The organism is Bacteroidales bacterium (assembly GCA_031276035.1).
In the GTDB taxonomy this organism is placed as follows: Bacteria; Bacteroidota; Bacteroidia; order Bacteroidales; family BM520; genus RGIG7150.
The window spans coordinates 25460-50382 of record JAISNV010000028.1 but is presented as its reverse complement, the minus strand read 5'-3'; the positions used below and the strand labels follow the sequence as shown (position 1 = coordinate 50382).

Sequence of the window (24923 nt, the reverse complement as noted above, 5' to 3'; positions counted from 1 at the left end):
AAGAAGAATATAGGGGCATGTGAAAACATGCCTTTTTTTTTCTCCAAAATTTAAAATCTATAGTTAATATATGAATAAGATAGTTGAAAAAAAACAATTGTCGGAAAAAATCTACCGCTTCGAAGTTGAAGCTCCCGAAATTGCCGTTTCAAGAAAACCGGGTAATTTTATAATATTCCGATTAGATGAAAAAGGTGAAAGAATACCTCTTACAATCGTTGATAGCGATGTGGAAAAAGGAACAATAAGTCTTATTATTCAAAATGTTGGTGTAAGCTCCGCTAAAATGTGCAAACTAAATGCGGGAGATTATCTTTTAGATTTGGTCGGTCCGCTCGGTAAAGCCACTCACATTCATAAAGCCGGAACAGTTCTTGCTCTCGGAGGCGGTGTGGGAATAGCTCCTCTGTACCCTATAGTTAAGGCTTTTAAAGAAGCCGGAAACAAAGTTATAACTATTCTTGCTTGCAGGTCTAAAGAACTTATTATCTTGCAGGATGAAATGAAGGAATATTCTGATGAGTTAATTATTATGACCGATGACGGTACTCACGGCAGAAAAGGTTTAGTTACTCATGGCGCCGAAGAAGTTCTTCAAAGAGAAAAAATCGACGAATGTATTGCGATTGGTCCGGCTGTAATGATGAAATACGCTGCTCTGACTACGAAAAAGTATAATATTCCCACGCAAGCGAGCTTAAACGCTATTATGGTTGATGGAACAGGAATGTGTGGGGCTTGCCGTGTAACAGTTGGCGGTACTACAAAATTTACTTGTGTTGACGGTCCGGAATTCGATGCTCATCAAATTGATTTCGATGAACTTGTGATGCGGTTAAATGCGTATAAATCGTTAGAAACTAAAGCTTTTGAAAAATATAATCATTCTAAATCCTGTAAATGCCATGAATAATAGACGTAATGAAGAATGGAGAGAAATTCTCCGTAAGAAAATGCCGGCAAAAGACCGCGTTGCTATTGACAGGGTTAAAATGAATGAGCTTGATCCGCATGAACGTATTAAATGGCTTGATAAGGAAGTTAATATGGGATTAACGGAAGAACAGGTGGTTAGGGAGGCTTCCCGTTGTATGGATTGTGCAAATCCGACTTGCATTGAAGGCTGTCCCGTTAATATTGATATTCCCACTTTTGTAAAATATATTGAAGATAGAGAATTTGATAAATCAATTGCATCATTAAAAGAATCTAATGCTTTACCTGCCGTTTGCGGAAGAGTTTGTCCGCAGGAAAAACAATGCGAAGCAAATTGTTTTCTTCAACTCAAAATGAAAAAAGAACCGGTTGCTATTGGTTATCTTGAACGTTATGTTGCTGATTTGGAAAGAGAATCAGGAAAGCGTTGTGTTCCGTATATTGCTAAGTCGAACGGAATAAAAGTTGCAACTTGCGGCTCTGGTCCGGCGTCTTTATCTTTTGCCGGCGACATGGCAAAATTAGGTTATGATGTTACTGTTTTTGAGGCTTTACACGAAATAGGCGGCGTTCTGAAGTACGGAATTCCTGAATTTCGTCTTCCGAACAGTATTGTTGATTTTGAGATTGAAAACCTGAAACACCTCGGAGTGAAATTTGAAAAGAACTTTCTTTTGGGAAGAACGTCTTCTTTCGATGATTTGAGAGAGAAGGGTTTTAAAGGATTCTTTATCGGCAGCGGCGCCGGATTACCTAATTTTATGAATATTCCCGGTGAAAATTTCAATGGAATTCTTTCGTCCAATGAATATCTTACGAGAGTAAATTTGATGAGAGCTTCTGATGAAAATTACGATACTCCTGTTTTTATCGGCAAACGCGTTGCTGTGATCGGCGGAGGTAATACTGCTATGGATTCTGTTCGTATTGCAAAACGCCTCGGCGCCGAAGCAATGATTATTTATCGCCGTTCTCGTGAAGAAATGCCTGCGCGAGTTGAGGAAGTAAAACATGCTATGGAAGAAGGTATTGTGTTTATGAATTTGCATAATCCGACGGAATATTTTGCCGATGAAACCGGACATGTTAATAAAATGCGTCTTCAAAAGATGATTCTCGGAGAACCCGATGCTTCCGGTAGAAGAAAACCTGTTGCTACAAATGAATTTACGGATGTTGATGTTGATTTGGTTGTTGTTGCAATCGGAGTTTCTCCTAACCCCTTGATTCCTATGGTTGAGAAAAATTTAAATGTTAGCAAATGGGGAACAATCATTGTTAATGAAGAAAATAATCAGACTGATATTAATGACATGTTTGCCGGCGGCGATATAGTACGAGGCGGAGCAACTGTAATCCTCGCTATGGGCGACGGACGAAAGGCGGCAACAGGAATGCATAAGCATTTGACTAAGAATTAAGAGTTAAAAATTATGGAGTAATGGTCTGTTGAATCTCTATAAAGTATGATTTCATCTTAATTAAGGAGTACGATTGCCTGCATAATCCATTCTGGATATTATATATTTGTAGAAAGACGTGTTGATAGAATCATTTAAAGCCTTGAAATGTAGTACGATTATTCGAGATTGTTTATACGTATTATAAAAATTATTTTCCTATTTTTTCATGTAGTTTTATATATTTGCAAAATAATATCTTTAATTATTAACAAAAATATATGAATTATGATAAGAAATCTATCCTCAAAGACTATAATCTCAATATTACTGTTTCTTATTAATATTACTGTCTTTGGCCAACAAAAAATTGTTTTTACCTGGAATGCGACTCAAGATGCGGAACAAAAATTTGGTGTTTTTGCAACTTCTGGTATTAATGTTATTTTAGTTAAATGGGGAGATGGAAGTGAAGAATATTATAATGGTTTTGGTATTTATCCAATTGATTTAAAACATACCTACAGTAATTCTAATAATTATGAGGTTAATATTGAAGCAACAAATCAAAATATAAATCTTCTTGCAGTTAGATTTATCGAAATTGAATTAACAAGTTTGGATGTTAGTAATGCGCCGGAATTAACCGAAATAATGTGTTATACTAATAACCTGACAAGTTTGGATGTTAGTGCGAATCTGAAATTAACACATTTGTTATGTCATGAAAATCAATTGACAAGCCTTGATATTAGTGCAAATACAGCCTTGGAATTCTTATCTTGTTGGTCGAATAACTTAACAAGTCTGGATATTAGCGAAAACATTTCTTTAACTACTCTGCATTGTTATGATAATTTGATTTCGATGTCAGGTATAAAAGATATTTCGGATAATTTTTCCGGAATAGCATATATAGGAACACAAACTTTAATAGAAATTCCATATTCTGAAGAAAATGATGCATATACATTTGATGATGCTTTTAATGGTGCCGGAACACTTTTTGAAGTGATATTAAATGATGTCGAAGCAATTGAAAATGAGGATTATGTTATTGCCGGTGGGGATATTACTTTCTTAAAACAAGGAATGTATATAGTAACTGTAAGTAATTCGTATATTATTTCCGCTTCCGAACATCCTGCAAAAGTAACCGCATCAATTAATATTTATTGGGGTATTGATGATAAAGATGAACCAAAATTATATATTTATCCGAACCCTGTAAAGAATAAATTTTATGTAGATAATAATGTTGATGAACAACAAATAATTATATATAACATACAAGGAAAAACAGTTTTAAAAACGCGTAATTCGGAAGTGGATATTAGTGATCTTGATTCGGGAATCTATTTTGTGAATATAGGTAAACAAAGCTTTAAGGTAATTAAAGAGTAAACATTTATAAATAACAAAAAAGCCGGTAATTTTTTATAAATACCGGCTTTTTTATTATCTGTAAAATAATTATCAGTTATTCAAGTATTCTTCCGTTGCTTTTGCGCCCGCTTTCAAAGCATTAAGATTCATTTCAACAATCTTTTCACCTTTTCTTTCGAAAATATCTCTGATCGCTTTTTCAAAAGCTTCGTAAGGCATATCGATAAATCTTGCACCGGCACCTAACATCACGATGTTGGCAGCTTTCACGGAGCCTAAATCCTTGGCTATTTGATTGGCATCAATAATAATACTGTTTTTAAATGTTCTAATTTCCGAATAAATATCTTCAGCATCAGGATAATTAGGAATGTTAATAAATGTAGATTTATTCGTAACAATCCAGCCGTTTTTACTGAGCATATTTACATATCTTAAGGCTTCCATCGGTTCAACAGATAAAATTAAATCAACACCGCCTTGAGGAATTAAATCCGAAGCAATCGGCTTGTCGGATAATCTCAAATGTGATTGCACGTCGCCACCTCTCTGACTCATCCCGTGGACTTCGGCTTGCTTAATATATAAACCTCTGTCAATAGCAGCCGTACCAATCGTAGCTGCAATCGATAAAATTCCTTGTCCGCCTACACCTGCTAATATTATGTCTGTTTTCATTTCAATTTTTTTTATTATTCATAAATATTCATTTCAATTTCAGATTCAAAAAATCGGATTTTGTATTATTGTTTTCGAATCATCATTCACATTTAGTGTTTAACACGTACGTTTCTTCTTACCAATTGTTTGAATGCACTCACGTTTAGGAATAATTACAGAAACACCGTTATAATCAAGTTCTTCCTTAATTGTTTTTACATTTTCTTCATGAAATTTCGGTAGAGGATTGATGATTTTAATATGATTTTCTTCAACGCCAAGACCTTTGCAAATGCTTTCAAGTTTGGTGTAAGCATTGGAATCTTGCCCGCCGGTCATTGCAGTTGTAGAATTATCAAGTATCATAATTGTTATTGGTGATTTTTCCCATACGGCATCAAGTAATCCGGTCATTCCGGAATGGGTGAAAGTGGAATCGCCGATAACAGCTACCGCCGGCAAAATACCTGCATCTGTTGCGCCTTTCGCCATAGTTATTGATGCTCCCATATCAACACATGTGTTAATTGCATTATAAGGAGGTAGTGCACCTAATGTGTAGCAACCTATATCTGCGAAAACTCTTCCCGGAGTGTAATCTTTTAAAGCTTCATTTAAAGCGAGATATGAATTGATATGCGGGCAACCGTCGCACAATTTCGGTGGACGAGGTTTTACAACTTCAGGAATAACATTGAATTCACCTTTGTCTATTTTTAAAGCTTTTGCTATAAGATTAGGATTTAACTCACCATCTCTCGGTAAAGTTCCGTCTAAACGGCCGTGAACAATTAATGAGGAAGGAATTAAACTTTTGATTTGCTCTTCAATAAACGGATAACCGTCTTCCATAACAATAAGTTCTTCGGTTTCTGTTGCTAATTTGATCAGCATATCGGTAGGAAGCGGATATTGAGTAATTTTCAGAACAGAGTAGGGGATATTTCTATCGGGAAAATTTTCCATGAGATAGTTGTAGCCTAATCCTGCGGCAATAATTCCGTATTTTTTATTGCTACCCATTGTTAATGTGTTCCATCCGTCATTTATTGCATTATTGATGAAATCATTTTGTTTGAGCAACAGTTCTTTATAATTTTTTCTTGATATGGCCGGAAGCAAAACATATTGTCTTAGATTTTCCGGAATGTGAATTTCATTCTGTTTTCTCGGATTTTTACGGATAACACCTGCTCTTGAATGTGCAAGGCGGGTTGTAATTCTCATAAGAACGGGTACTCTATATTTTTCGGAAAAATCGAAAGCATACTGAACCATATCGTAACATTCTTGTTGATTGCTGGGTTCAAGCATCGGGATTAAAGCAAATTTTCCGAATACTCTTGAATCTTGTTCGTTTTGAGAAGAATGCATAGACGGATCATCAGCGGAAAGAATAACAAGTCCGCCATTAGCGCCAACAATAGCAGCGTTCATAAAAGCGTCGGCGGCAACATTTAATCCTACATGTTTCATACATACTAATGCTCTTTTACCAGCATACGACATACCGATTGCAGCTTCCATAGCTGTTTTCTCATTCGACGACCAGTCGCGATGTACACCGTTATCCGCTGCTTGTTTCGAATGTTGAATGTATTCTGTTATTTCCGTTGACGGAGTGCCGGGATAAGCATAAACTCCTGAAAGTCCTGCATCCAATGCTCCCTGTGCAATTGCTTCATCTCCTAATAATAATAACTTTTGCATTATTTAAATATTTGATTAGTATTTAATTAGAAATTTTAAAATTATTCCGTAAAGATATGAAAAAATTAGAAATTAGAAGGTAGGAATTAAGAATAATTAGGAAATAATATAGAAATATAAGAACAGAATCTTTCATTTCTTTATATGACGGCGATTTTAATACGGAATTATTGCTTGCTATTCCGCTGAAGCAAACTTTCCAAGTCTTCAGGTATAAATCGCTTTGCAATAACTTTCTTGTCAAAATCTAACAATAATAAATACGGCGTTGAATGTATGTCAAATAAATACACATAATCAATATCCTGGTTAGAATGTAAGTAAGCATTTGCCCATGGAATACTATTGGTGTTAATATATTCCAACATTTTATCAAAAGTATTTCCTGCGTAAACCCCAAAAATTTCTAATCCGTATTCATCCTTAAAATCTCTGTAAACTTTCAATAAGTCCGTAGTAACTTTTTTACAATTGGCACAGTCATCTGTCCAAAAGTAAATCAGAGTAAACGGGTTATCAATAGAATATAAATTAATAGGTCTTTTATCTTTATCAAGTAATTTAATATCGGGAACTTTTTCGCCAGTTAAAGTCGTACGCATCTCGTTGGCTTTGCCGATTAGCGCATCCACCAAACTTTTTGATGACCATGTATCTACACCCTGCACATAATATTTGTCAATAATATGCACAAAAACAGAATCATAGCCGATGTTTTTGTGAAGTAATTCTTCGTATTTCGCGGTAACATGCCAAAGAAGATATTTCAAAACTTCTTCGGAATTAATAACGCGTTCAATAAGTTTATCAACTGAGATTATTATATATTTTGGGTTTTGAATTGTCATTCTATCCAAAAAAATATTGATTTTTTCTTGAAAAATAGGAGTTCTTAATAATCGCTCATCCTCAACCTTAAAATTTTCAAAGAAATTATCCAGATACATTAAGTAAACTTCTTCTTCACTCAAAGAAGAGTCTTCAGCTTTTACACTTTCTATCGGTAGATTAGCTAATAGAATCAATCCCAAAATATTATCCTGATTTTCAGCGGCGATGTTTCTGATATGATTGTAAACTTGCTCATTAATTAAATTTATTTCTCTTATAATTTGATTATATGTTTCACTTTCGCGTTCTTCAAGAGCTAATTTCTGAATATAAGGATTAATCTCATTTTGTTTTAGAGCGATAAAACGCTTATAGTCAAAATAATCCGAATTAATTTTAGAATTTTTTGCTGATAAACTTGAAGGAAGATTTTTCACATCGGCAATGATTTCAAAATCTTTATAATTATTATCGATCAAGAAATCAAATATTTTATTTTTGTTTTGATTAAAAATATAATATACTCCAGATGGGTACATTTTATCATATCTAAAAATATATTTATTATTTTTAAACTCGGCAGAATCAAGAAGAAATAATTTATCGCCGTAAGTATAGCAAAGGTACAAAACACTGTCTTTGTTTTTATCGTGTTTTAAATTTATTGTAATACTTGGGATTTCTTGAGAATAAATATAATTCGTAGAGGCAATTATTATACTGATAAATAAAAATTTTAAGACTTTCATTATAAGTTTGGCTTGTTTATAAGTACAAAAGTAATAAATTTGCAGATAGAAAAATAAATTTCTGATGATTAAACGTACAATTATAGTTGTAATTTTGCTATTCTCTTTAAGTCCTCTTTTTTCGCAGGATATTTTGGCGTATTTCAGAGGAAATGCACAGTCCTTTATTTCTTTAAATGTCGGATGTGCTTTTCCGGCCGGAAGATATTCGCATAAAACAATATATGGAAACTACAACTATCCGTATCAACCCAATGAACCGAAACTACCGTTAACCGGCAATTCGGAATACAAAGTGGCAGGATTTGCGAATCCCGGAGTTAACATTTCTATTAACGGGGCTTGGTTTTTTATAAAATTTCTGGGAATAGGTATACGAGGCTCGGTTTCACAGAATTTTCTTGCTGTAAATAAATTAAATCAGGCGTTTAATGATGCGTATAATGTTTCGGAAAATGCTGTTTATAACTTCAATTTTTCTACAAACGATTATTATTTAACGGCATATTCTTGTCCGGCAATTTTCTTTTCGATACCGATAGTAAACAATGTTTATTTTTCTATGGAAGCCGGATTCGGTCCCTTTTATTCTAAATATCCGGAATTTACCTGCGAATATACCGTGAACGATATTTCCTATAAAGAAGTTACCCAGTCTGCTTCCGATTGGAATTTTTCATATTACTTAGCTATAGGTGCTAAATTTAGATCCGAAGGTCGTTTCGGCTTGAATGTCGAATTAAATTACAGCGAATTTTCTCAGGAATATACCATAACCACAACTCGAGGAATGAGTAGCTTTTCTAATACGGTTCCTGTTTTTTATAAAAATTTGAATTTAGCGGTTGGATTAGTTGTGTTTTTGGGAAGATAATAGGATGTGTTGATAATAATTGTTTTAAAAATTACCTTTTAATTACATGCTCTTGTTTCTTAAAACCTTCATTATAAAATATTATCCCCAGCCTATAAATTTCTACACTCAAACCATTATGATCGGAGATACGTTTTCGCCACTCTTTTAAAGTTTCTGGAGATGAATTGATATTTCGCATGATCATGTAATCGCACTTGATTGATTGCCTTGCGATGAAATCCTCTATTTTTGAAATATAACTTTCTAAGTCTAAATACCTGTTAGGTTTTAAACATTGAGTGTATAGATCGTAAACGTATTGAGAATGAGTTTTATATTTGCCGTGCCCCCGGAAATAGTAGTAAAACTTTCTTCTAAATTTAAATATTTTGTTTTGAAGTTTATTCATCACAATAGAGTAATTTGTTGAGAAACTGCCTGATGTATGTAAAGGTAAACTCTTTGTCATACGTCTTCCGTATAATTTCCAAAGTCATTCTCCCGTTTTTGTCACCAACGCGACATTTACTCGGATTACTTGTTACATAATCCAAAATTCTGTTGAAAGTCTCAGAGTTATAAAAGGCCTGATTGTCGGAGGAAAGAAAATAAAATTTTAAAATCCCGTTTTTGAAAATAACTCTTTCAATACCAAGTTTTTTTGCTATAAGTTTGATTTTCAAAACTTCAAAGAGAGTGAAAAGTTGTGCCGGCATTTTCCCGAATCTGTCGGTGAGTTTAACCTGATATTCTGCGAAATCTTCATCACTTTGAAATTCGTTAATATCTCTGTAAATCCGCATTCTTTCGGAAAGATTGGAAACGTAATCATCAGGAATTAAAGCTTCGATATCGGTATCAACCTGACAGTCGTTGCTGTAACTTCGTTCGTCAAGCATATCTTGCGGACTGTCTGTAATGTTTTCGGATTTTAATTCCGACAGCGCTTCATTTAAGATTTTCTGATATACTTCAAACCCGATATCACTGATGAACCCAGATTGTTCGGCTCCGAGAATGTTCCCGGCACCACGAATATCCAAGTCGCGCATGGCAATATTAAAGCCGCTTCCTAATTCGGAAAACTCTTCAATAGCTTTTAATCGTTTTCTGGCATCATCGGTAAGCAAAGTCAGCGGAGGTGCAATCAAGTAGCAGAAAGCTTTTTTATTGGATCTTCCAACACGTCCGCGTAATTGATGTAACTCGCTGAGACCATATGTGTTTGCGTCGTTAATAATTATTGTATTCACATTCGGAATGTCTAATCCAGACTCAATGATTTTAGTGCTAAGCAGCACATCATATCTCCCGTCAATAAAATCTATCATTATCTTTTCCAGATCCTTGCCGTCCATTTGACCATGTGCGATAGCAATGGTAATTCCGGGTATAATTTTACGTAAAATTCCGGCTACATCTTCAATGTTTTGTATTCTGTTGTGCACGAAAAAGACTTGTCCTCCGCGATTTATCTCGTAATCAATGGCATCTTTAATAACCTTATCGTCAAAAACATGAACTTCCGTTGTAACCGGTTGACGGTTCGGCGGTGGGGTTTGCAGGATTGACATATCACGCGCCCCCATCAAAGAAAACTGCAAAGTACGAGGTATCGGCGTTGCCGATAAAGTAAGCGTATCGATATTGGTTTTTAAATGTCTGATTTTTTCTTTGGCGGCAACGCCGAATTTTTGTTCTTCATCAATTATCAGCAAACCAAGGTCTTTATATTTGATTTTGTTATTGAGAACGATGTGCGTTCCGATAAGAATTTCAGTTTTTCCGGCTTCAACGCTTTCGTGAACTTTCTTTTGCTCTGCGGAACTGCGGAAACGGTTGAGGTAATCTACTTTTACCGGAAAATCTTTTAGTCGTGCCGAGAAAGTATTATAATGTTGCATCGCGAGAATTGTTGTCGGCACTAAGACAATAACTTGTTTAGAATCCGCCGCCGCTTTAAAAGCCGCTCTGACTGCAATTTCCGTTTTTCCGAAACCAACATCACCGCAAATCAGTCGTTCCATAGGATAAGGTTTCTCCATATCGGCTTTTACATCGAGTGTTGCATTAACTTGATCCGGCGTGTCTTCGTACATAAAAGACGCTTCGAGTTCGTGTTGCATGTAAGTGTCCGGCGAAAATGCATAACCTTCCGCCGATTTTCTTTCGGCATAAAGCTTAATCAACTCTTTTGCAATGTCCTTAACCTTCTTCTTTGTGCTGGTCTTTAACGTATTCCAAACGCTTGAACCCAAACGGTTAAGCTTTGGCTCGTGGCCGTCACCGCCGGCAAATTTCGAAACTTTATATAAAGAATGAATGTTTACGTAAAGTAAGTCGTTATTAGCGTAAACAATGCGCATTGCTTCCTGCTCTCTGCCGTTATTGATAATTTTCTCAAGTCCGGCAAATTTTCCTACACCATAATCGATATGCGTTACGTAATCGCCCGGCGATAAAGTCGAGAGTTCTTGTATTGCATTGACTTGCCGGCGATTAAATCGGTCTCTTAAATTGAATTTATGATATCTGTTGAAAATTTGATGATCCGTAAGCATTACAATCAAATTATCCTCATCAATAAATCCGCTGTGAATAGATAATTCTATGTAATTGCAATTGACAATATCCATGTCGTCTCCCAGAATTTCTTCTATAATTCGTTTGATACGAGTTATTTGCGTAGCTGTTTCCGAACAAATATAAATACTTTTTCCTTGGCTTGTGGATTCTAAAAGGTGTTCGAGAAGAATATCGAAATTTTTATTTATGTCTATTTGCGGTTTTGTGTGAAATTCAAATATTTGCGGCTCTTTAAAACTTGAATTAATCCCTGTTAAGATTACTTTATGTTTTAGGATAGATTTGATGAATTTTTCATTATCTATGGAAAAATCATCGGAAGATTTTTCATAAAGCCTTTCGACCTGCGAAACAATCAGATCAATATCCTGAACAAAAACAATCGAATCATCCGGTAGAGTTTCAATTATTGATTGTTTGTGAAATCTGTCTTCATTATTAAATGAAGGAAAGATTGTAATAGATTTATGCTTTTTAACCGAGATTTGATCAACGGGATTAAAACTTCTAAGCGATTCGATTTCATCGCCGAAGAATTCAATTCGGAAGGGATATTCATTGCTGAAAGAATAAATGTCGAGAATACTTCCGCGCAGCGAAAACTGTCCGGGCTCAACAACAAATTCAACCCTGTCATATCCGTTTTCCGTCAAATAATCAAAAACATCATCAAGACTGCTATCCGAATTTTCCTTTATAACAAAATTATTTTGGTTCAAATCTTTCGGGGATATCGTTTTCTCTGCAATTGCTTCCGGATAAGTAATAATCGTAGTTTTTTTACATCCTTTCGAAAGTCTTTTTACCGCTTCAATCCGCGAAAGCAAATTCAAATTATCCTTTTCATGAATATTATTTGCGGAAGTAAATGAATTCGGGAAATATAAAACCGTCTTTTTCTCGATGTCCATACCCACTTCGCCCGAAAGATTTTCCAGATCGTTGTAATAGTAAGCGGCAGTTTCCTTATCAGGCATAATTACCAAATTCAGCATATCATTTTTAGTCAAAAAAGCCGAATGGTAAACAGCTAAAGCAGACCCGCTGAGTCCTTTGAGCATAATACGTTTTTCAGACGAGTTCAGAATAGTCTCAAATTCACCGGAGATACGAAACGATGAATATAACTCCGGAATTAAATTTTTCTTATCAGATTTCACCGTGCAAAGGTAATAAAAAGTATCTTTGCATTTGATATGATAGTTCATAAATTCGGAGGAGCATCGGTTAAAGATGCCGAAAGTATTCGCAGAGTACCGTCATTGTTGAAGTCAATAGATGACGAGCGCGTATTTATCGTTATTTCGGCTATGGGGAAAACAACAAACAAGTTGGAAATTATTACAAATAGAGCTTTCGAAAGAGAAGATTTTATTGATTTGTTTGAAGAGCTGAAAAATGAACATTTAGCTCTTATTTATGATTTATTGCCGGAAGATAAGGACTCATACAAATTGCTCTTTGAATTATTTGTTGAATGTTTGAATGTTATTGTTACAACTTCGAAGGATTATTATTCATTTTTCTACGATCAGGTTGTGAGCTTTGGCGAACGTTTCTCTTCTTTTATTCTGGAAAGTTATTTGAAGCATTGCGGTTTTGATGTGAAATTGCTTGATGCGGAAAAACTTTTTACTTCGGATGATAATTGGCGTGCCGGAAATGTCGATACTGTGCTTTCGAAACGAAGCATAGAAGATGCTATAAGTTTGAATAATAATAAGTTTTTGATTACACAAGGATTTATTGCAGGAGCTTATAGTGGCGAATCAGTTACTTTGGGTCGCGAAGGTTCTGATTATTCTGCCGGACTTATAGCTGCTTATTCCAATGCTTCGGAAATTATATTCTGGAAAGATGTTGACGGAATTTACAGTGCCGATCCGAAAATGCAGTTATATGCAACGACGAGAGGGAATGGGGAAAAAGTGATAATGTCTAACTTCAGTTCTGAATTAGAAAAATCGGAAGCCGTAATCCAAAACCTTAAACCAATATTCGGTCCCGCCGTTAAGATTAATAAGATGAGTTACTCTGAAATGATAGAACTCTCGTTTTTCGGAGCGAAAGTGCTGCATGAGAAAACTTTATTTGCTTTGCAGGATAAGAATATCAAAATGCAAGTGCGTTCTTTCATTAATGTAGATAGACAAGGTACTTATCTTTTTAACACTTCCGAAGAAAAATATCCTCCGATAAAAATCCTATCGGAGAATCAGATACTTTATACCTGCGAACCTCGTTCGCGAGCTTTAATCAATTCAAACCATATCAAACTTATATACGATTGTGCTGACGATTGTAATGTGAATATCGGATTGATACAAATGTCGGCGCTGAAAATTTCCTTCTGTGCCGCTTATGACGAATTCGCCTGCAGCAAAATGTATTCGAGATTAAAAGATAACTTCAAAGTAAAATATAATTCCAATGTGTTGTTAGTGACTTTAAGACATTATTCCGACGAGAATCTGGCGGAATTTGCGGATGCTGAGAATGTGCTTTTGTCTCAAATCTCGAGGGTTACGGCCCAATTTGTTTTAAAAAGTTACAGATAGCTGTACATTGAAAGAAACTAAATATTTGTAATTTGAAAAATGAAATATTTTATAACGATGAAAGTTAATGAAAACAATTATTGATATTAAATTATATAGAATTTCATGATATTGCCTAAGGTATTTTGTTGAAAGATAAATTTTTATGTCGAAATTATATAATCCGGAGTACAGAATAAATCTTTGAAATTTTAAATCCTTAAATCTTTAAATCAAATTTATGAATAAAGAAATCATTCGTCTCGAAAATATTACCAAAGACTTCCATATGGGAACGATTACTGTGAATGCTTTGCGCGGCATTTCGCTAATAATCAATAAAAACGAATATGTTGCTTTAATGGGGCCTTCGGGTTCCGGAAAATCGACTTTGATGAATATTATCGGTTGCCTTGATACACCATCGTCAGGGCATTATTATATCAACAGTAAAGATGTAAGCAATATAGGAGATGAAGAATTAGCTGCAATTAGGAATAAGGAAATAGGATTTATTTTCCAATCTTTTAATTTGCTGTCGCGACAAACTGCTCTTGAGAATGTAATGCTTCCGCAGATTTATGCCGGAATTCCGAAACACGAGAGAGAAAAGAATGCTATAAATGTTTTAGATAAGGTTGGCTTATCCGACAGAATGGAACACAAACCCAGCGAATTGTCGGGCGGACAAAAACAGCGTGTTGCAACGGCCCGCGCGCTTATTAATAATCCGAGTCTTATCCTGGCCGACGAACCTACAGGCGCTTTAGATACCAAAACTTCTCTTGAAATAATGGGTTTGATAGAAGAAATTCACAAAGCCGGCAATACTATAATAATCGTTACTCATGAAGAAGACATAGCGGCTCATGCACATAGAATAATAAGGATGGTGGACGGACAAATTGTGTCTGATATAGCGAACGTTCCAAGAAATAAATAATTAGAATGAAGAAATCAAACTGATAAAATTGAAAGTATTGTCGATTCGCACTTGCCATAAAATTAAAATGTAAATTATATAATTCCGAAAAAATATGAATTTTCTTGCAATTAAGTTCTTTCGATAATGAATTTAAATTCGTAATCCAAAACAAAAATAATATTAACTATGAAAATATATACTAAAACCGGTGACAAAGGAATGACTTCATTAATCGGTAATAAACGAGTTGAAAAGTGCGATGAAAGAGTTGAGACTTACGGAACATTAGATGAGTTAAATGCATATCTGGGATTGATAAAGACTTTTGAAATTCCTGATAATCTACATGATTTTATTGAAGTAATACAAAAAACGATTTTTGATATTTCGGCATATATAGCATGTGCTTCAGAAGAGATTAGCAGCAAATTTTCCGGACCTAATAATGCTTTGATAAAGCTTATGGAAGTTGAGATTGATAGGATAGCTGTGAGTTTACCTAAGCAATTCGAATTCAGTATTCCGGCAAATAATGTATTGTCGGCGCAGATCAACATCTGCCGTACAGTTTGCCGTCGTGCCGAAAGATGTATTACCGCAATACACGAAGACTTTCACGAAAAAGAATTTGTGCTGTCCTTTGTAAATAGGTTGTCGGATTACCTCTATGCCTTGTATTTAAAATTTAATTGATTATTATATAAGAAATGTACAAAGACACAAAAAGGAAAAAGTTAGATAGTTCGTGTCAGCATATTATATATTATATGATATAATTATTCGCGATCATACCACTAATATTGCAAACATCAGACATCAATAGAAGTTTAATATTTATAATCCCCGTCAATGCAGCTCAATATTTTTCGCCGTTAGGCGATACATACCGATCCGAAAGCATTTGAATATTGGAGAATTGCAGCAATCATACCACTAATAATGCAAACATCTAACATCAATAAAAATATAATATGTATAATTCCGTGTGAGTGCAGTTCTATATTTTTCGCCGTTAGGCGATACATTCAAATCCGAAAGCATTTGGATATTTGAGAATTGCGGCAATCATACCACTAATATTGCAAACACCTGGCATCAATAGAAGTTTAATATTTATAATCCCGTCAATGCAGCTCAATATTTTTCGCCGTTAGGCGATACATACGAATAGGAAAATGTACAACATGACAATGATTGTCCGTAGGACATTCATATTAATTACAATGGTACCCCCACGAAGTTTTTGTTTTACAAAAGAAATGTTCTTTTCTATTGAGGTCCAAGTCCGAGTAGATTTATATGAATCGAAATATACGAGGTGATAATATTGCTGATAATATAATATATTATCGTATCAAATTCGTATCTTTGCAAGCCAAATATTAAACTTAAAATGAGAAAAAATTATTTTTATCTTCTTGTTACTCTGTTGGTTGTTCTTTTCTTGGGTTGTGGAACGAAAAGAGCAAGCTACGAACTCAAATCTTTGGACGGTTATAATGTTCTTATGGATAAATCTTTTGATGAGAATAAGGATCCGATTGCAGACAGTATTTTGAATGTGTACAAAGCACACACTGTTACGATATTGGATTCTGTAATTGGCTACAGCAAGGTTTTTATGGATAAAGGGCTTCGGGAAGAAAGTGTGCTCGGAAACTTTGCCGCTGATATTATTGCTACTGCTGCCGAAGAAATTTTTGATACGAAAGTTGATATGGGATTGATGAATAGGGGCGGGTTAAGGACTTCTTTACCTCAAGGCGAAATTACTTTAGGAGATATTTTTAAGGTATTTCCTTTTGAAAATCATGTAACTATTGTTGAGATTAAGGGTAATTTTCTTAAGCAACTTTTTGAGGATTTTGCTGCTACAAACGTCCAATGTCTGAGTCGTGTAAAATTAGTTATTGAAAACAAGGAAATTAAAACCTTGCTTGTAGATGGTAAAACTATTGATAATGAAAAGATTTACAAAATAGGAACTATAGATTTTATTGCCGAAGGAAATGATAATATGAAAGTTTTGAAGAATGCGGTGAACAGGTATGATTCTCCTATTCTCATCAGAGATGCGGTCGCAAAATATGTTTATAATAACTCACCGGTTGATTCCAAAAAAGATGGAAGAATAATTAACAATTAACTTAAATGGATAAAACCGAATGTCCATAAATTATATAAAAATGAAAAAAACATACTTAACTATATTCGTTCTCTTTTTTTTCGCCTTTTTCTCTTACTGTCAGGAAGAAGTTAAACTTGTAATTCTTCACACAAACGATATGCATAGTCAGGTGGAAACTTTTGACGATAATGCCGGCGGTTATCGTGCCGGAAACGGTGGAATGGTTAGAATTTCCACCTATGTCAATAAAGTGCGTGCTGAAGAGCAAAATGTGATTGTGCTTGATGCCGGCGACTTCTCGCAAGGCTCTCCTTATTATAATCTTTTTTCAGGAAGAACCGAAATTGATATGATGAATGCTATTGGTTACGATGTTGCAACTTTCGGCAATCATGAGTTTGATCTTGGTATGGATAATCTTCTCGAACTTATTGAATTGGCTGATTTTCCTTTCGTTAATGCTAATTACGATTTTAGTGCAACTGTTCTTAAAAATCATGTCAAACCTTATATAATAATTGAAAAATCCGGATTAAGAATAGGTGTTTTTGGGTTAGGAGTAAGTCTGAAAGGTTTTACTTTTGAGAAAAATATCAAAGGAATTGTTTATAAAAATACTTTTGAGGTTGCTAATGAGTTGTCCGATTTGCTGAAAAATAAGCTTGATTGCGATCTGGTAATATGTTTATCGCATCTTGGTTTCGGTGATGATGAAGGTAAGATAAACGATTATGCGCTTGCACGGCAAAGTGAATTTATTGATGTCATTATTGGTGGGCATTCTCATACTTTCTTGGAAAAGCCTCAAGAAGCTCCGAATAAAAACGGAAAAAAAGTTTACATTGCCCAAACCGGAAGCCAAGGCATAAATGTTGGAAGGCTGGATCTTATTTTAATTAAGAATTAAAAATTTATATTTGATAATTGAGTATGAAATTTTTAAATGAAAATTGATTGAAAATAAAATCGTTAAAGAAAAATATATTTTTTAATAGTTTCAACCTTTCTAAAATCTTAAATCAATTATCCGCTAACTCAGAAACCCGTTATTATATCTATGAAAATTATCTCATACAAATCAGTTGATTCCACAAACCTTGAGGCTCAAAGATTATTGAACAGTCAGGAAAAAATTCCTTTTGTTGTGGTTTCGGAAAAACAAACGAGCGGCAAGGGTAGAGGTGAACATATTTGGGAAACCGAATCCGGTAAGAATCTTATGTGTAGTTTCGTTATTGAACCGGGAATTCATCCGCAATATCAATATTTAATTACTGTTGCGATTTCGGTTTCGATATTTCAACTTTTGCAAAAATATCTTTCGCCTGATAATCAAATAAAAATCAAATGGCCTAATGATATTTATGTTGATGATAATAAAATTTGCGGGATATTGATTTCGAATAAAATTTTCGGCGATGAAATTAAATCATCAATAATTGGATCCGGAATTAACGTTAATCAGATTGATTTTCCGGCGCATTTGTCACATGCGACTTCAATCAAAAAAATAACTAAAGATGATATGTCAATAAATGAATTGTTAAGAGATTTGATAGATTTGGCAAGTGAAAATTTTAAAATCATGCAAAGCAATCCTGCGAAACTCATTTCTATTTATACGGAAAATCTTTACAAACTTAATAAACCGGCAATGTACAATATTGATGGAAAGCTTGTTGAACTTTGTATAACCGGAATTGATGAGTTCGGAGGAATTATATAAATTGTGTAAGGGCGAATGTCTGAAAATACTAATCTGTTTTTATCAAAGATGTTAATTAATCTGCCATCTTGTCGTAAAAGATTTTTTTGGCAGAAAAGTTGATAAATTATATGCAAAATTTTTTTAATATGATCAATTATGATAGAGAATGACGATTTAAAAAATTCGGATTATCAGGAAGATGATATCATATCTACTGATGAAAATCTTGATGAAATAAATGATAAAATTTTAAGTGCAAAAAAGAGAAAATCTTTTACCAAAAATAAGTCAGATAAATTGGCAGAAGAAAATGAAAAACTTTGTGCTGAATTGGCAGAAGCAAAGGATAAATACTTGCGTCTTTTTTCGGAATTTGATAATTATAGAAAAAGGACTTCCAAGGAAAAAATTGATATTATCACTACTGCAAGTGAAACTGTGATTTCAAAGCTACTATCTATACTTGATGATATTGACCGTGCCGAAAAAGCTTATGAAAATCTTAACAATATTGATGCTTTGAAAGAAGGAACTAATTTGATTTTTGAAAAATTCAGAACAATACTTCAAAGTTGCGGTTTGAAAGAAATGAAATCAAACGGAGAAGAATTTGATCCTGATATTCATGAAGCGATTGCTAATTTTCCTGCAGCTTGTGAAGATCAAAAAAATAAGATTATAGATACGGCTGAAAAAGGTTATACATTGAATGATAAAGTTATACGTATTGCCAAAGTTGTTGTCGGTAATTAATTTAATTCGAGAAAGGTTAAAAATAAATGGCTAAAAGAGATTATTATGAAGTTTTGGGTGTAGCTAAAGGTGCTACCGATCAAGAGATAAAATCTGCTTACAGAAAGAAAGCTATTCAATTTCACCCTGATAAAAATCCGGGAGATAAAGAAGCTGAAGAAAAATTTAAGGAAGCAGCTGAGGCTTATGAAGTATTGAGTGATCCGGATAAACGAAGCAGATACGACCAATTCGGTCATGACGGTATGCGAGGTGCTGCTGGAGGCGGATTTACTGCTTCTGAAATGGATATAAATGAAATTTTCAGCAGATTCGGTGATATTTTCGGCGGTGGCTTTGGTGGCGGTTTTGAAAGTTTTTTTGGCGGAGGTACTCGTACCGGTGGTCGTCAAAGAGTTCACCGTGGTAAAGATATTCGCGTTAGGCTCGCTCTAACTCTCGAAGAAATTGCTACCGGAGTTGAGAAGAAAATCAAAGTCAGTAAATACATCAAATGTGATGAATGTAGCGGTTCGGGTGCTGAAAAAGGCTCGGGATACCAAACCTGTAGCACTTGCGGTGGTTCCGGCCAGGTTTCAAGTGTACAGCAAAGTTTCTTTGGAGTGAGACAAGTTGTTTCGATGTGTCCGAATTGCGGAGGAACAGGAAAAATTATTGTTAAGAAATGTCATAAATGCGGTGGCGACGGAATTGTTAAATCGGATGAAGTAATCTCTGTAAAAATTCCTGCCGGCGTGGCGGAAGGAATGCAGTTAACTGTTAGCGGAAAAGGAAATGCCGGTCCTATGAATGGTATCAGCGGGGATTTGCTTGTTGTTATAGAAGAACTTCCGCACAAACTTTTCAGACGCGATAATAATAATATCCTGTATGATAAATTTGTAAATATTTCGGATGCAATTCTTGGTGCTTCATTAGAAATTCCGACTCTCGGAAATCCTGTTAAGATTAAAATACCTGCAGGAACTCAGACAGGTAAAGTGCTTAGAGTTAAAGGAAAAGGATTGCCTTCCGTTAATTATCACGGAAAGGGTGATTTATTAGTGAGCGTCAATGTTTGGGTACCTAAACATTTAACTAAAGAAGAAACTAAAATGATAGAACAATTAAAAAATTCATCAAGTTTTAATCCGCCGGATACGATAAAGGATAAGGGTTTCTTTGATAGAGTTAAGGATATGTTCGATTAAAAATTTATTTATGGAAATTATTAAAGCTGTTGACGTTAGAAAACAATATCAGAATCATTTGGCTCTTGATAGTGTCTCTTTCTCAATTAAGGAAGGTTCCATTTTCGGACTGCTGGGTCCGAATGGTGCCGGAAAAACAACTTTTATTAGAATTTTAAATCAAATTACAGCTCCCGATAGCGGATATATTTTATTTAATGACGAAAAGCTTAAGCCGGAACATATAGCCCAAATCGGATATCTTCCTGAAGAGCGAGGGCTTTATAAAAAAATGAAAGTAGGTGAGCAAGCTCTTTATCTTGCTCGATTAAAAGGTCTTGATAAACAAACCGCTTTGAGAGAATTAAAAAAATGGTTTGAACTATTTGAAATTACTTCCTGGTGGGATAAAAAAGTTGAAGAGCTTTCAAAAGGGATGGCGCAAAAGATTCAGTTTATTACTACTGTGCTGCATAAACCCGAATTATTAATATTTGATGAGCCTTTCAGCGGTTTCGATCCCGTTAATGTAAATACTCTTAAAGAAGAAATTCTGAAATTAAGAGACGAAGGTGCAACCGTAGTTTTTTCAACTCATAATATGGCTTCCGTTGAAGAACTTTGTGATGATATTGTTCTGATTAATAAATCAAAAATAGTTTTAAAAGGAAAAGTCAATGAAATAAAAAGACAATTCGGTACAAATACATTCAATTTCGAACTAAATATTTATCCGAATTTTTCGGCAGAAGATTTATTATCTGAGGTAAATATCAACGAATATATTCTAAACTCGAATCATCTAAAGGGAGTTGTAAGTCATCTTGATGATATAACTTCAAACGAAATTATTTCTATATTAATGAAGTATGGAAATCTGACTTCTTTCAATGAAATACTCCCGACTATGAATGATATCTTTATTAAAACCGTAACCGAAAAATAAGCGATTATGAGTAAATTATCACTAATTATTGGAAGAGAATATTTTTCAAGAGTAAAAAAGAAATCATTTATTTTAATGACTTTTCTTACACCGATTTTGATGGTCGCGGTAATAATTATTCCATCGATAATTGCAGTTAGGAGCGAACAAAAAAATGCCGAAAAGGTTTCAGTTGTCGGTGTTCTTGATGAATCGGGATTTTATAAAGACGTTTTTGAAACGAATGAAAAGTATATTTATATTTTTCTGAATGATGATATTGAAATTGAAAAGAAAAACATGTCATCAAGCGAAATAGAATATTTGCTTTATATTCCTAAAACGGAATTTAATATTCCGACCGGAGCATATATTTACGGCAAAGACAATGTACCTAATTACGTTAAGACTTATATTCGAAATTTAATGGCACAGGAAGCCGAAAGAATAAAACTTGAAGCTTCCGGAATTGATCAGGAGTTGTTGGATTCCGTTAAAACGAATATAAAAATCAGTAGTTATGTAATTACTGATGATGGAGATGAGCAAAAATCATATTCTGAAGTTAGTACAATTTTAGGTTTTGCCTGCGGGATTCTGATTTATATGTTTATTTTTATGTTCGGCTCGCAAGTGATGAGAGGTGTGATGGAAGAAAAAGCTTCGCGTATTGTGGAAGTTATTGTATCTTCGGTTAAGCCTTTCCAGCTTATGATGGGCAAAATTATTGGTATCGGACTTGTAGGATTGACTCAATTTGTTTTATGGGTTGTGCTTACATTTGCACTATATGGAGTTTTCGACACAACATTGATGAATAAATATTTACCTGCCGATACGGTTACTCAAGTTCAACAAATGCTTCCTGATGCCGATTCTACGGCAGTTATTGATGTTGTTGAAAGTACTGATATGAATTCCAAAGTATCGGAGATATTCGATATGATTTCTACAATAAATTTTCCCGTAATTTTATTATCATTCTTATTCTACTTTATTGCCGGTTATTTGTTATTTGCATCAATTTTTGCCGCTATTGGAGGAGCTGTGGATAATGAAGCCGATACTCAACAATTTATGATGCCGGTAACTATCGCTATGATAATACCGATTGTCCTCATCGGAGATATAACATCAGACCCAAACGGTCCGGTTGCATTCTGGTTATCAATGATTCCGTTTACTTCGCCTATAACAATGATGATGAGAATTCCGTTCGGTGTTCCTTATTGGCAGTTAATAATTTCAATGACTTTATTGGTCGCATGCTTTATACTAACTACATGGCTTGCAGGTAAAATTTATCGTACCGGAATTTTAATGTACGGCAAGAAAATTACATGGAGAGAATTGTGGAAATGGATTAGATATTAGTTAAAAATGTAATAACAATACGATTACAATAAATTAATATGAAAATTTTAATAATAAAATAAATTATTTTTTTTCCGAAAGTATTTCAATCTAAAAACTAAAACCAAATTTTATGATAACAGTAATAAAAAACATAAAAAAACTAGTCGGAATTGATATAGAAGGAACATTGAAGTTTCGTGCCGGTGCGGAAATGGATAAGATTGATATTATTGATAATGCATTTCTGATAATAAATGACGGATTGATTTATTCTTTCGGGAATATGGAAGATATACCTTGTGAACTGTTCACTTCTGACGGAACATTGGAGATGGAAGTTATTGATGCAACTGGTAAGTTTGTTTTACCTGCTTGGTGTGATTCTCATACTCATATCGTTTACGCACAGTCGCGGGAAATTGAATATATAGATAAGATAAAAGGATTGAGTTACGAAGAGATTGCTGCTCGCGGGGGCGGAATCCTTAATTCCGCAAAAAAACTGCATAAAGCTTCTGAGGAAGATCTTTATAACAGTGCAATGGAAAGGTTGGAGTTGATGCGTTCTTTCGGTACGGGTGCTGTAGAGATAAAAAGCGGTTACGGACTTACAACGGAATCGGAGTTAAAAATGTTGAGAGTAATCAAAAAACTGAAAGAGGATTCTCCGCTTACAATAAAATCCAATTTTTTGGGAGCACATTCCATTCCTTTGGAATATCGTGAAAAGCAAGAAGAATATGTTGATATTGTTGTCAATGAAATGCTTCCGAGAGTGGCCGAAGAAAATCTTGCCGACTTTGTAGATGTCTTTTGTGATAAAGGTTTTTTCACAGTTGAAGATACCGAACGTATTCTCGAAGCAGCTATAAAATACGGTCTCAGACCGAAAATACATGCTAATGAACTTGGTTATACCGGAGGAATTCAGACCGGAGTAAAATATAATGCTCTTTCTGTTGACCATCTTGAGTTTACTGGTGATGATGAAATTGAAGCTTTGTTAAATTCTCAAACTATGCCGACTATTTTGCCAGGTGCGGCGTTCTTTTTAAATATGGTTTATGCTCCCGCAAGAAATATGATTGAAGCAGGTTTACCTGTTGCTATGGCAACTGATTTTAATCCGGGTTCATCGCCATCGGGAAATATGCAATTGATTATTTCAATGGCGTCTATCCTTTACAAACTCACTCCTATAGAAGCTATTAATGCTGTAACTATTAATACTGCTTACGCTATGGGGGTAGAGAAAGAACTTGGAACAATAACTGTCGGTAAAAAAGCAAATATACTTATAACAAAGAATATTCCGTCAATTGAATATATACCATATGCGTACGGAGAGAATAAAATTGAAAAGGTGATAATAGGAGGGAAATAAGGCCTAATCTTAAGAAACTTATAGATTTCTCATTATTATGTTAAGGAGTTAAACTTTTGGCTTTCTCACTACCGTATGTTTCACTTTTAAAACAGATAAATTAAATTCAAGTGTAGTTTCTGTTTCAACAGTTTGAAAATCATTATTCAAAATATCCGAAATTAATTTTCCGCTTTTTTGCATTAAAAATTTTTGTTGTTTTTTATCCGTAAGTTCCGACAATTGAGTAATGTTGTTCGATAATTCTTTTACTTTGGCAAAAGTTTCAATAATTGCTATAGTAGTTTCTGTTGCAACCGAACTTTTAAGAATAGTTGCAAGCATATATAACCCTTTTTCTGTAAACGCTTTTGGTAACTTAACCTTTCCTCCGGAGGAAAATGAAGTCGAAATTTTCGACTTCATTTTATGCCACTCTTCGGCTGAGATAGACAAAACATATCCTTCCGGAAATTTATCCGGATTATTTTTTACAGCTTCATTGACACGTTTTGTTTCAACACCATACAATTCCGCGACATCGCTATCAAGAATTACTTGTTGTTCTTTGATTGTAAAAATTTTCTTTTCGATAATTTGTATTTCCATAATATTTTATTCATTTGTTATAAATATTTATCACAAAATTATTGAATAGTGACCAAACATTAATGTGAAATTAATTAATATTATTTATTAATGAAATTTTATTAATGGTTTGAAAATCTGTTTTTTTGATTGAAGTATTTTTTCTTATTGATCAAAAATAAAATATAATGAATATTAATTAGACTTAATGTGTGATCATAATTAAAAGTTTTTTATTCACTATTGAGTTATACTTTTATTTTTTATATGTATTTTTGCAAATAATTCATTAATTAGATATAATAAATTAGGTAACAATTTTAAATTTTTGAGAATTAAAAAAACAATAACTAAAAT

20 protein-coding genes are annotated in these 24923 nt (G+C 34.1%); 15 read left to right on the top strand and 5 right to left on the bottom strand.

The window, feature by feature from the left end; genetic code table 11:
- The first annotated feature begins 70 nt into the window (after positions 1–70).
- From LBP67_06830 to LBP67_06820, 3 genes are all read left to right on the top strand, one after another.
- The gene (locus tag LBP67_06830; GenBank protein MDR2084692.1) at positions 71–913 is read left to right on the top strand and encodes a sulfide/dihydroorotate dehydrogenase-like FAD/NAD-binding protein; all 843 of its coding nucleotides are present in this window, start codon (positions 71–73) and stop codon (positions 911–913) included.
- Positions 906–2357: an NADPH-dependent glutamate synthase gene (gene gltA / locus LBP67_06825; protein ID MDR2084691.1), complete on the top strand. Its 1452-nt coding sequence runs from the start codon at positions 906–908 to the stop codon at positions 2355–2357. The genes LBP67_06830 and gltA overlap by 8 nt, the downstream gene beginning before the upstream one ends.
- Before the next feature lie 267 nt (positions 2358–2624).
- Positions 2625–3740, top strand: coding sequence for a T9SS type A sorting domain-containing protein (locus LBP67_06820; GenBank protein ID MDR2084690.1), 1116 nt, complete (start codon positions 2625–2627; stop codon positions 3738–3740).
- Between the two features lie 72 nt (positions 3741–3812).
- Here LBP67_06820 and LBP67_06815 read toward each other — a convergent pair whose 3' ends face one another.
- The 3 genes from LBP67_06815 to LBP67_06805 form a co-directional block, all read right to left on the bottom strand.
- The gene (locus LBP67_06815; protein ID MDR2084689.1) at positions 3813–4400 is read right to left on the bottom strand and encodes an indolepyruvate oxidoreductase subunit beta; all 588 of its coding nucleotides are present in this window, start codon (positions 4398–4400) and stop codon (positions 3813–3815) included.
- Positions 4401–4499: 99 nt separating this feature from the next.
- Complete coding sequence (locus LBP67_06810; protein MDR2084688.1) at positions 4500–6092, bottom strand: indolepyruvate ferredoxin oxidoreductase; 1593 nt, start codon at positions 6090–6092, stop codon at positions 4500–4502.
- A 167-nt stretch (positions 6093–6259) separates the two neighbouring features.
- The gene (locus tag LBP67_06805) at positions 6260–7672 is read right to left on the bottom strand and encodes a redoxin domain-containing protein (GenBank protein MDR2084687.1); all 1413 of its coding nucleotides are present in this window, start codon (positions 7670–7672) and stop codon (positions 6260–6262) included.
- A gap of 64 nt (positions 7673–7736) precedes the next feature.
- On the opposite strand from LBP67_06805, the gene LBP67_06800 reads away from it, so the two are divergent.
- Positions 7737–8546, top strand: coding sequence for a hypothetical protein (locus LBP67_06800; protein ID MDR2084686.1), 810 nt, complete (start codon positions 7737–7739; stop codon positions 8544–8546).
- 383 nt (positions 8547–8929) lie between these two features.
- Here LBP67_06800 and mfd read toward each other — a convergent pair whose 3' ends face one another.
- Complete coding sequence (gene mfd / locus LBP67_06795; GenBank protein ID MDR2084685.1) at positions 8930–12322, bottom strand: transcription-repair coupling factor; 3393 nt, start codon at positions 12320–12322, stop codon at positions 8930–8932.
- Here mfd and LBP67_06790 point away from each other — a divergent pair.
- From LBP67_06790 to hutI, 11 genes are all read left to right on the top strand, one after another.
- A complete protein-coding gene (locus tag LBP67_06790) occupies positions 12311–13672 on the top strand; it encodes a hypothetical protein (GenBank protein MDR2084684.1) in 1362 nt (453 codons plus the stop codon). The genes mfd and LBP67_06790 overlap by 12 nt on opposite strands.
- Before the next feature lie 220 nt (positions 13673–13892).
- Positions 13893–14594, top strand: a complete 702-nt coding sequence (locus tag LBP67_06785) for an ABC transporter ATP-binding protein (protein MDR2084683.1) — start codon at positions 13893–13895, stop codon at positions 14592–14594.
- Between the two features lie 168 nt (positions 14595–14762).
- Positions 14763–15269, top strand: a complete 507-nt coding sequence (locus LBP67_06780) for a cob(I)yrinic acid a,c-diamide adenosyltransferase (protein ID MDR2084682.1) — start codon at positions 14763–14765, stop codon at positions 15267–15269.
- Between the two features lie 700 nt (positions 15270–15969).
- Positions 15970–16722 carry a 5'-nucleotidase C-terminal domain-containing protein gene (locus tag LBP67_06775; protein ID MDR2084681.1) on the top strand — a complete coding sequence of 251 codons (753 nt, stop codon included), beginning with the start codon at positions 15970–15972 and terminating at the stop codon, positions 16720–16722.
- A gap of 40 nt (positions 16723–16762) precedes the next feature.
- On the top strand, positions 16763–17611 hold the full coding sequence (locus LBP67_06770; GenBank protein MDR2084680.1) for a metallophosphatase: 849 nt from the start codon (positions 16763–16765) through the stop codon (positions 17609–17611).
- A gap of 150 nt (positions 17612–17761) precedes the next feature.
- Positions 17762–18430: a biotin--[acetyl-CoA-carboxylase] ligase gene (locus tag LBP67_06765; GenBank protein ID MDR2084679.1), complete on the top strand. Its 669-nt coding sequence runs from the start codon at positions 17762–17764 to the stop codon at positions 18428–18430.
- Between the two features lie 138 nt (positions 18431–18568).
- Positions 18569–19165: a nucleotide exchange factor GrpE gene (locus LBP67_06760; protein ID MDR2084678.1), complete on the top strand. Its 597-nt coding sequence runs from the start codon at positions 18569–18571 to the stop codon at positions 19163–19165.
- Between the two features lie 26 nt (positions 19166–19191).
- Positions 19192–20355 carry a molecular chaperone DnaJ gene (gene dnaJ / locus LBP67_06755; protein MDR2084677.1) on the top strand — a complete coding sequence of 388 codons (1164 nt, stop codon included), beginning with the start codon at positions 19192–19194 and terminating at the stop codon, positions 20353–20355.
- A gap of 10 nt (positions 20356–20365) precedes the next feature.
- Positions 20366–21280: an ATP-binding cassette domain-containing protein gene (locus LBP67_06750; GenBank protein ID MDR2084676.1), complete on the top strand. Its 915-nt coding sequence runs from the start codon at positions 20366–20368 to the stop codon at positions 21278–21280.
- A gap of 6 nt (positions 21281–21286) precedes the next feature.
- Positions 21287–22633, top strand: a complete 1347-nt coding sequence (locus LBP67_06745; protein MDR2084675.1) for an ABC transporter permease — start codon at positions 21287–21289, stop codon at positions 22631–22633.
- A gap of 112 nt (positions 22634–22745) precedes the next feature.
- A complete protein-coding gene (hutI, locus tag LBP67_06740; protein ID MDR2084674.1) occupies positions 22746–23999 on the top strand; it encodes an imidazolonepropionase in 1254 nt (417 codons plus the stop codon).
- 48 nt (positions 24000–24047) lie between these two features.
- Here the strand turns inward: hutI and LBP67_06735 are convergent, their stop codons facing one another.
- Positions 24048–24587, bottom strand: coding sequence for an ORF6N domain-containing protein (locus tag LBP67_06735; GenBank protein MDR2084673.1), 540 nt, complete (start codon positions 24585–24587; stop codon positions 24048–24050).
- Positions 24588–24923: the final 336 nt, after the last annotated feature.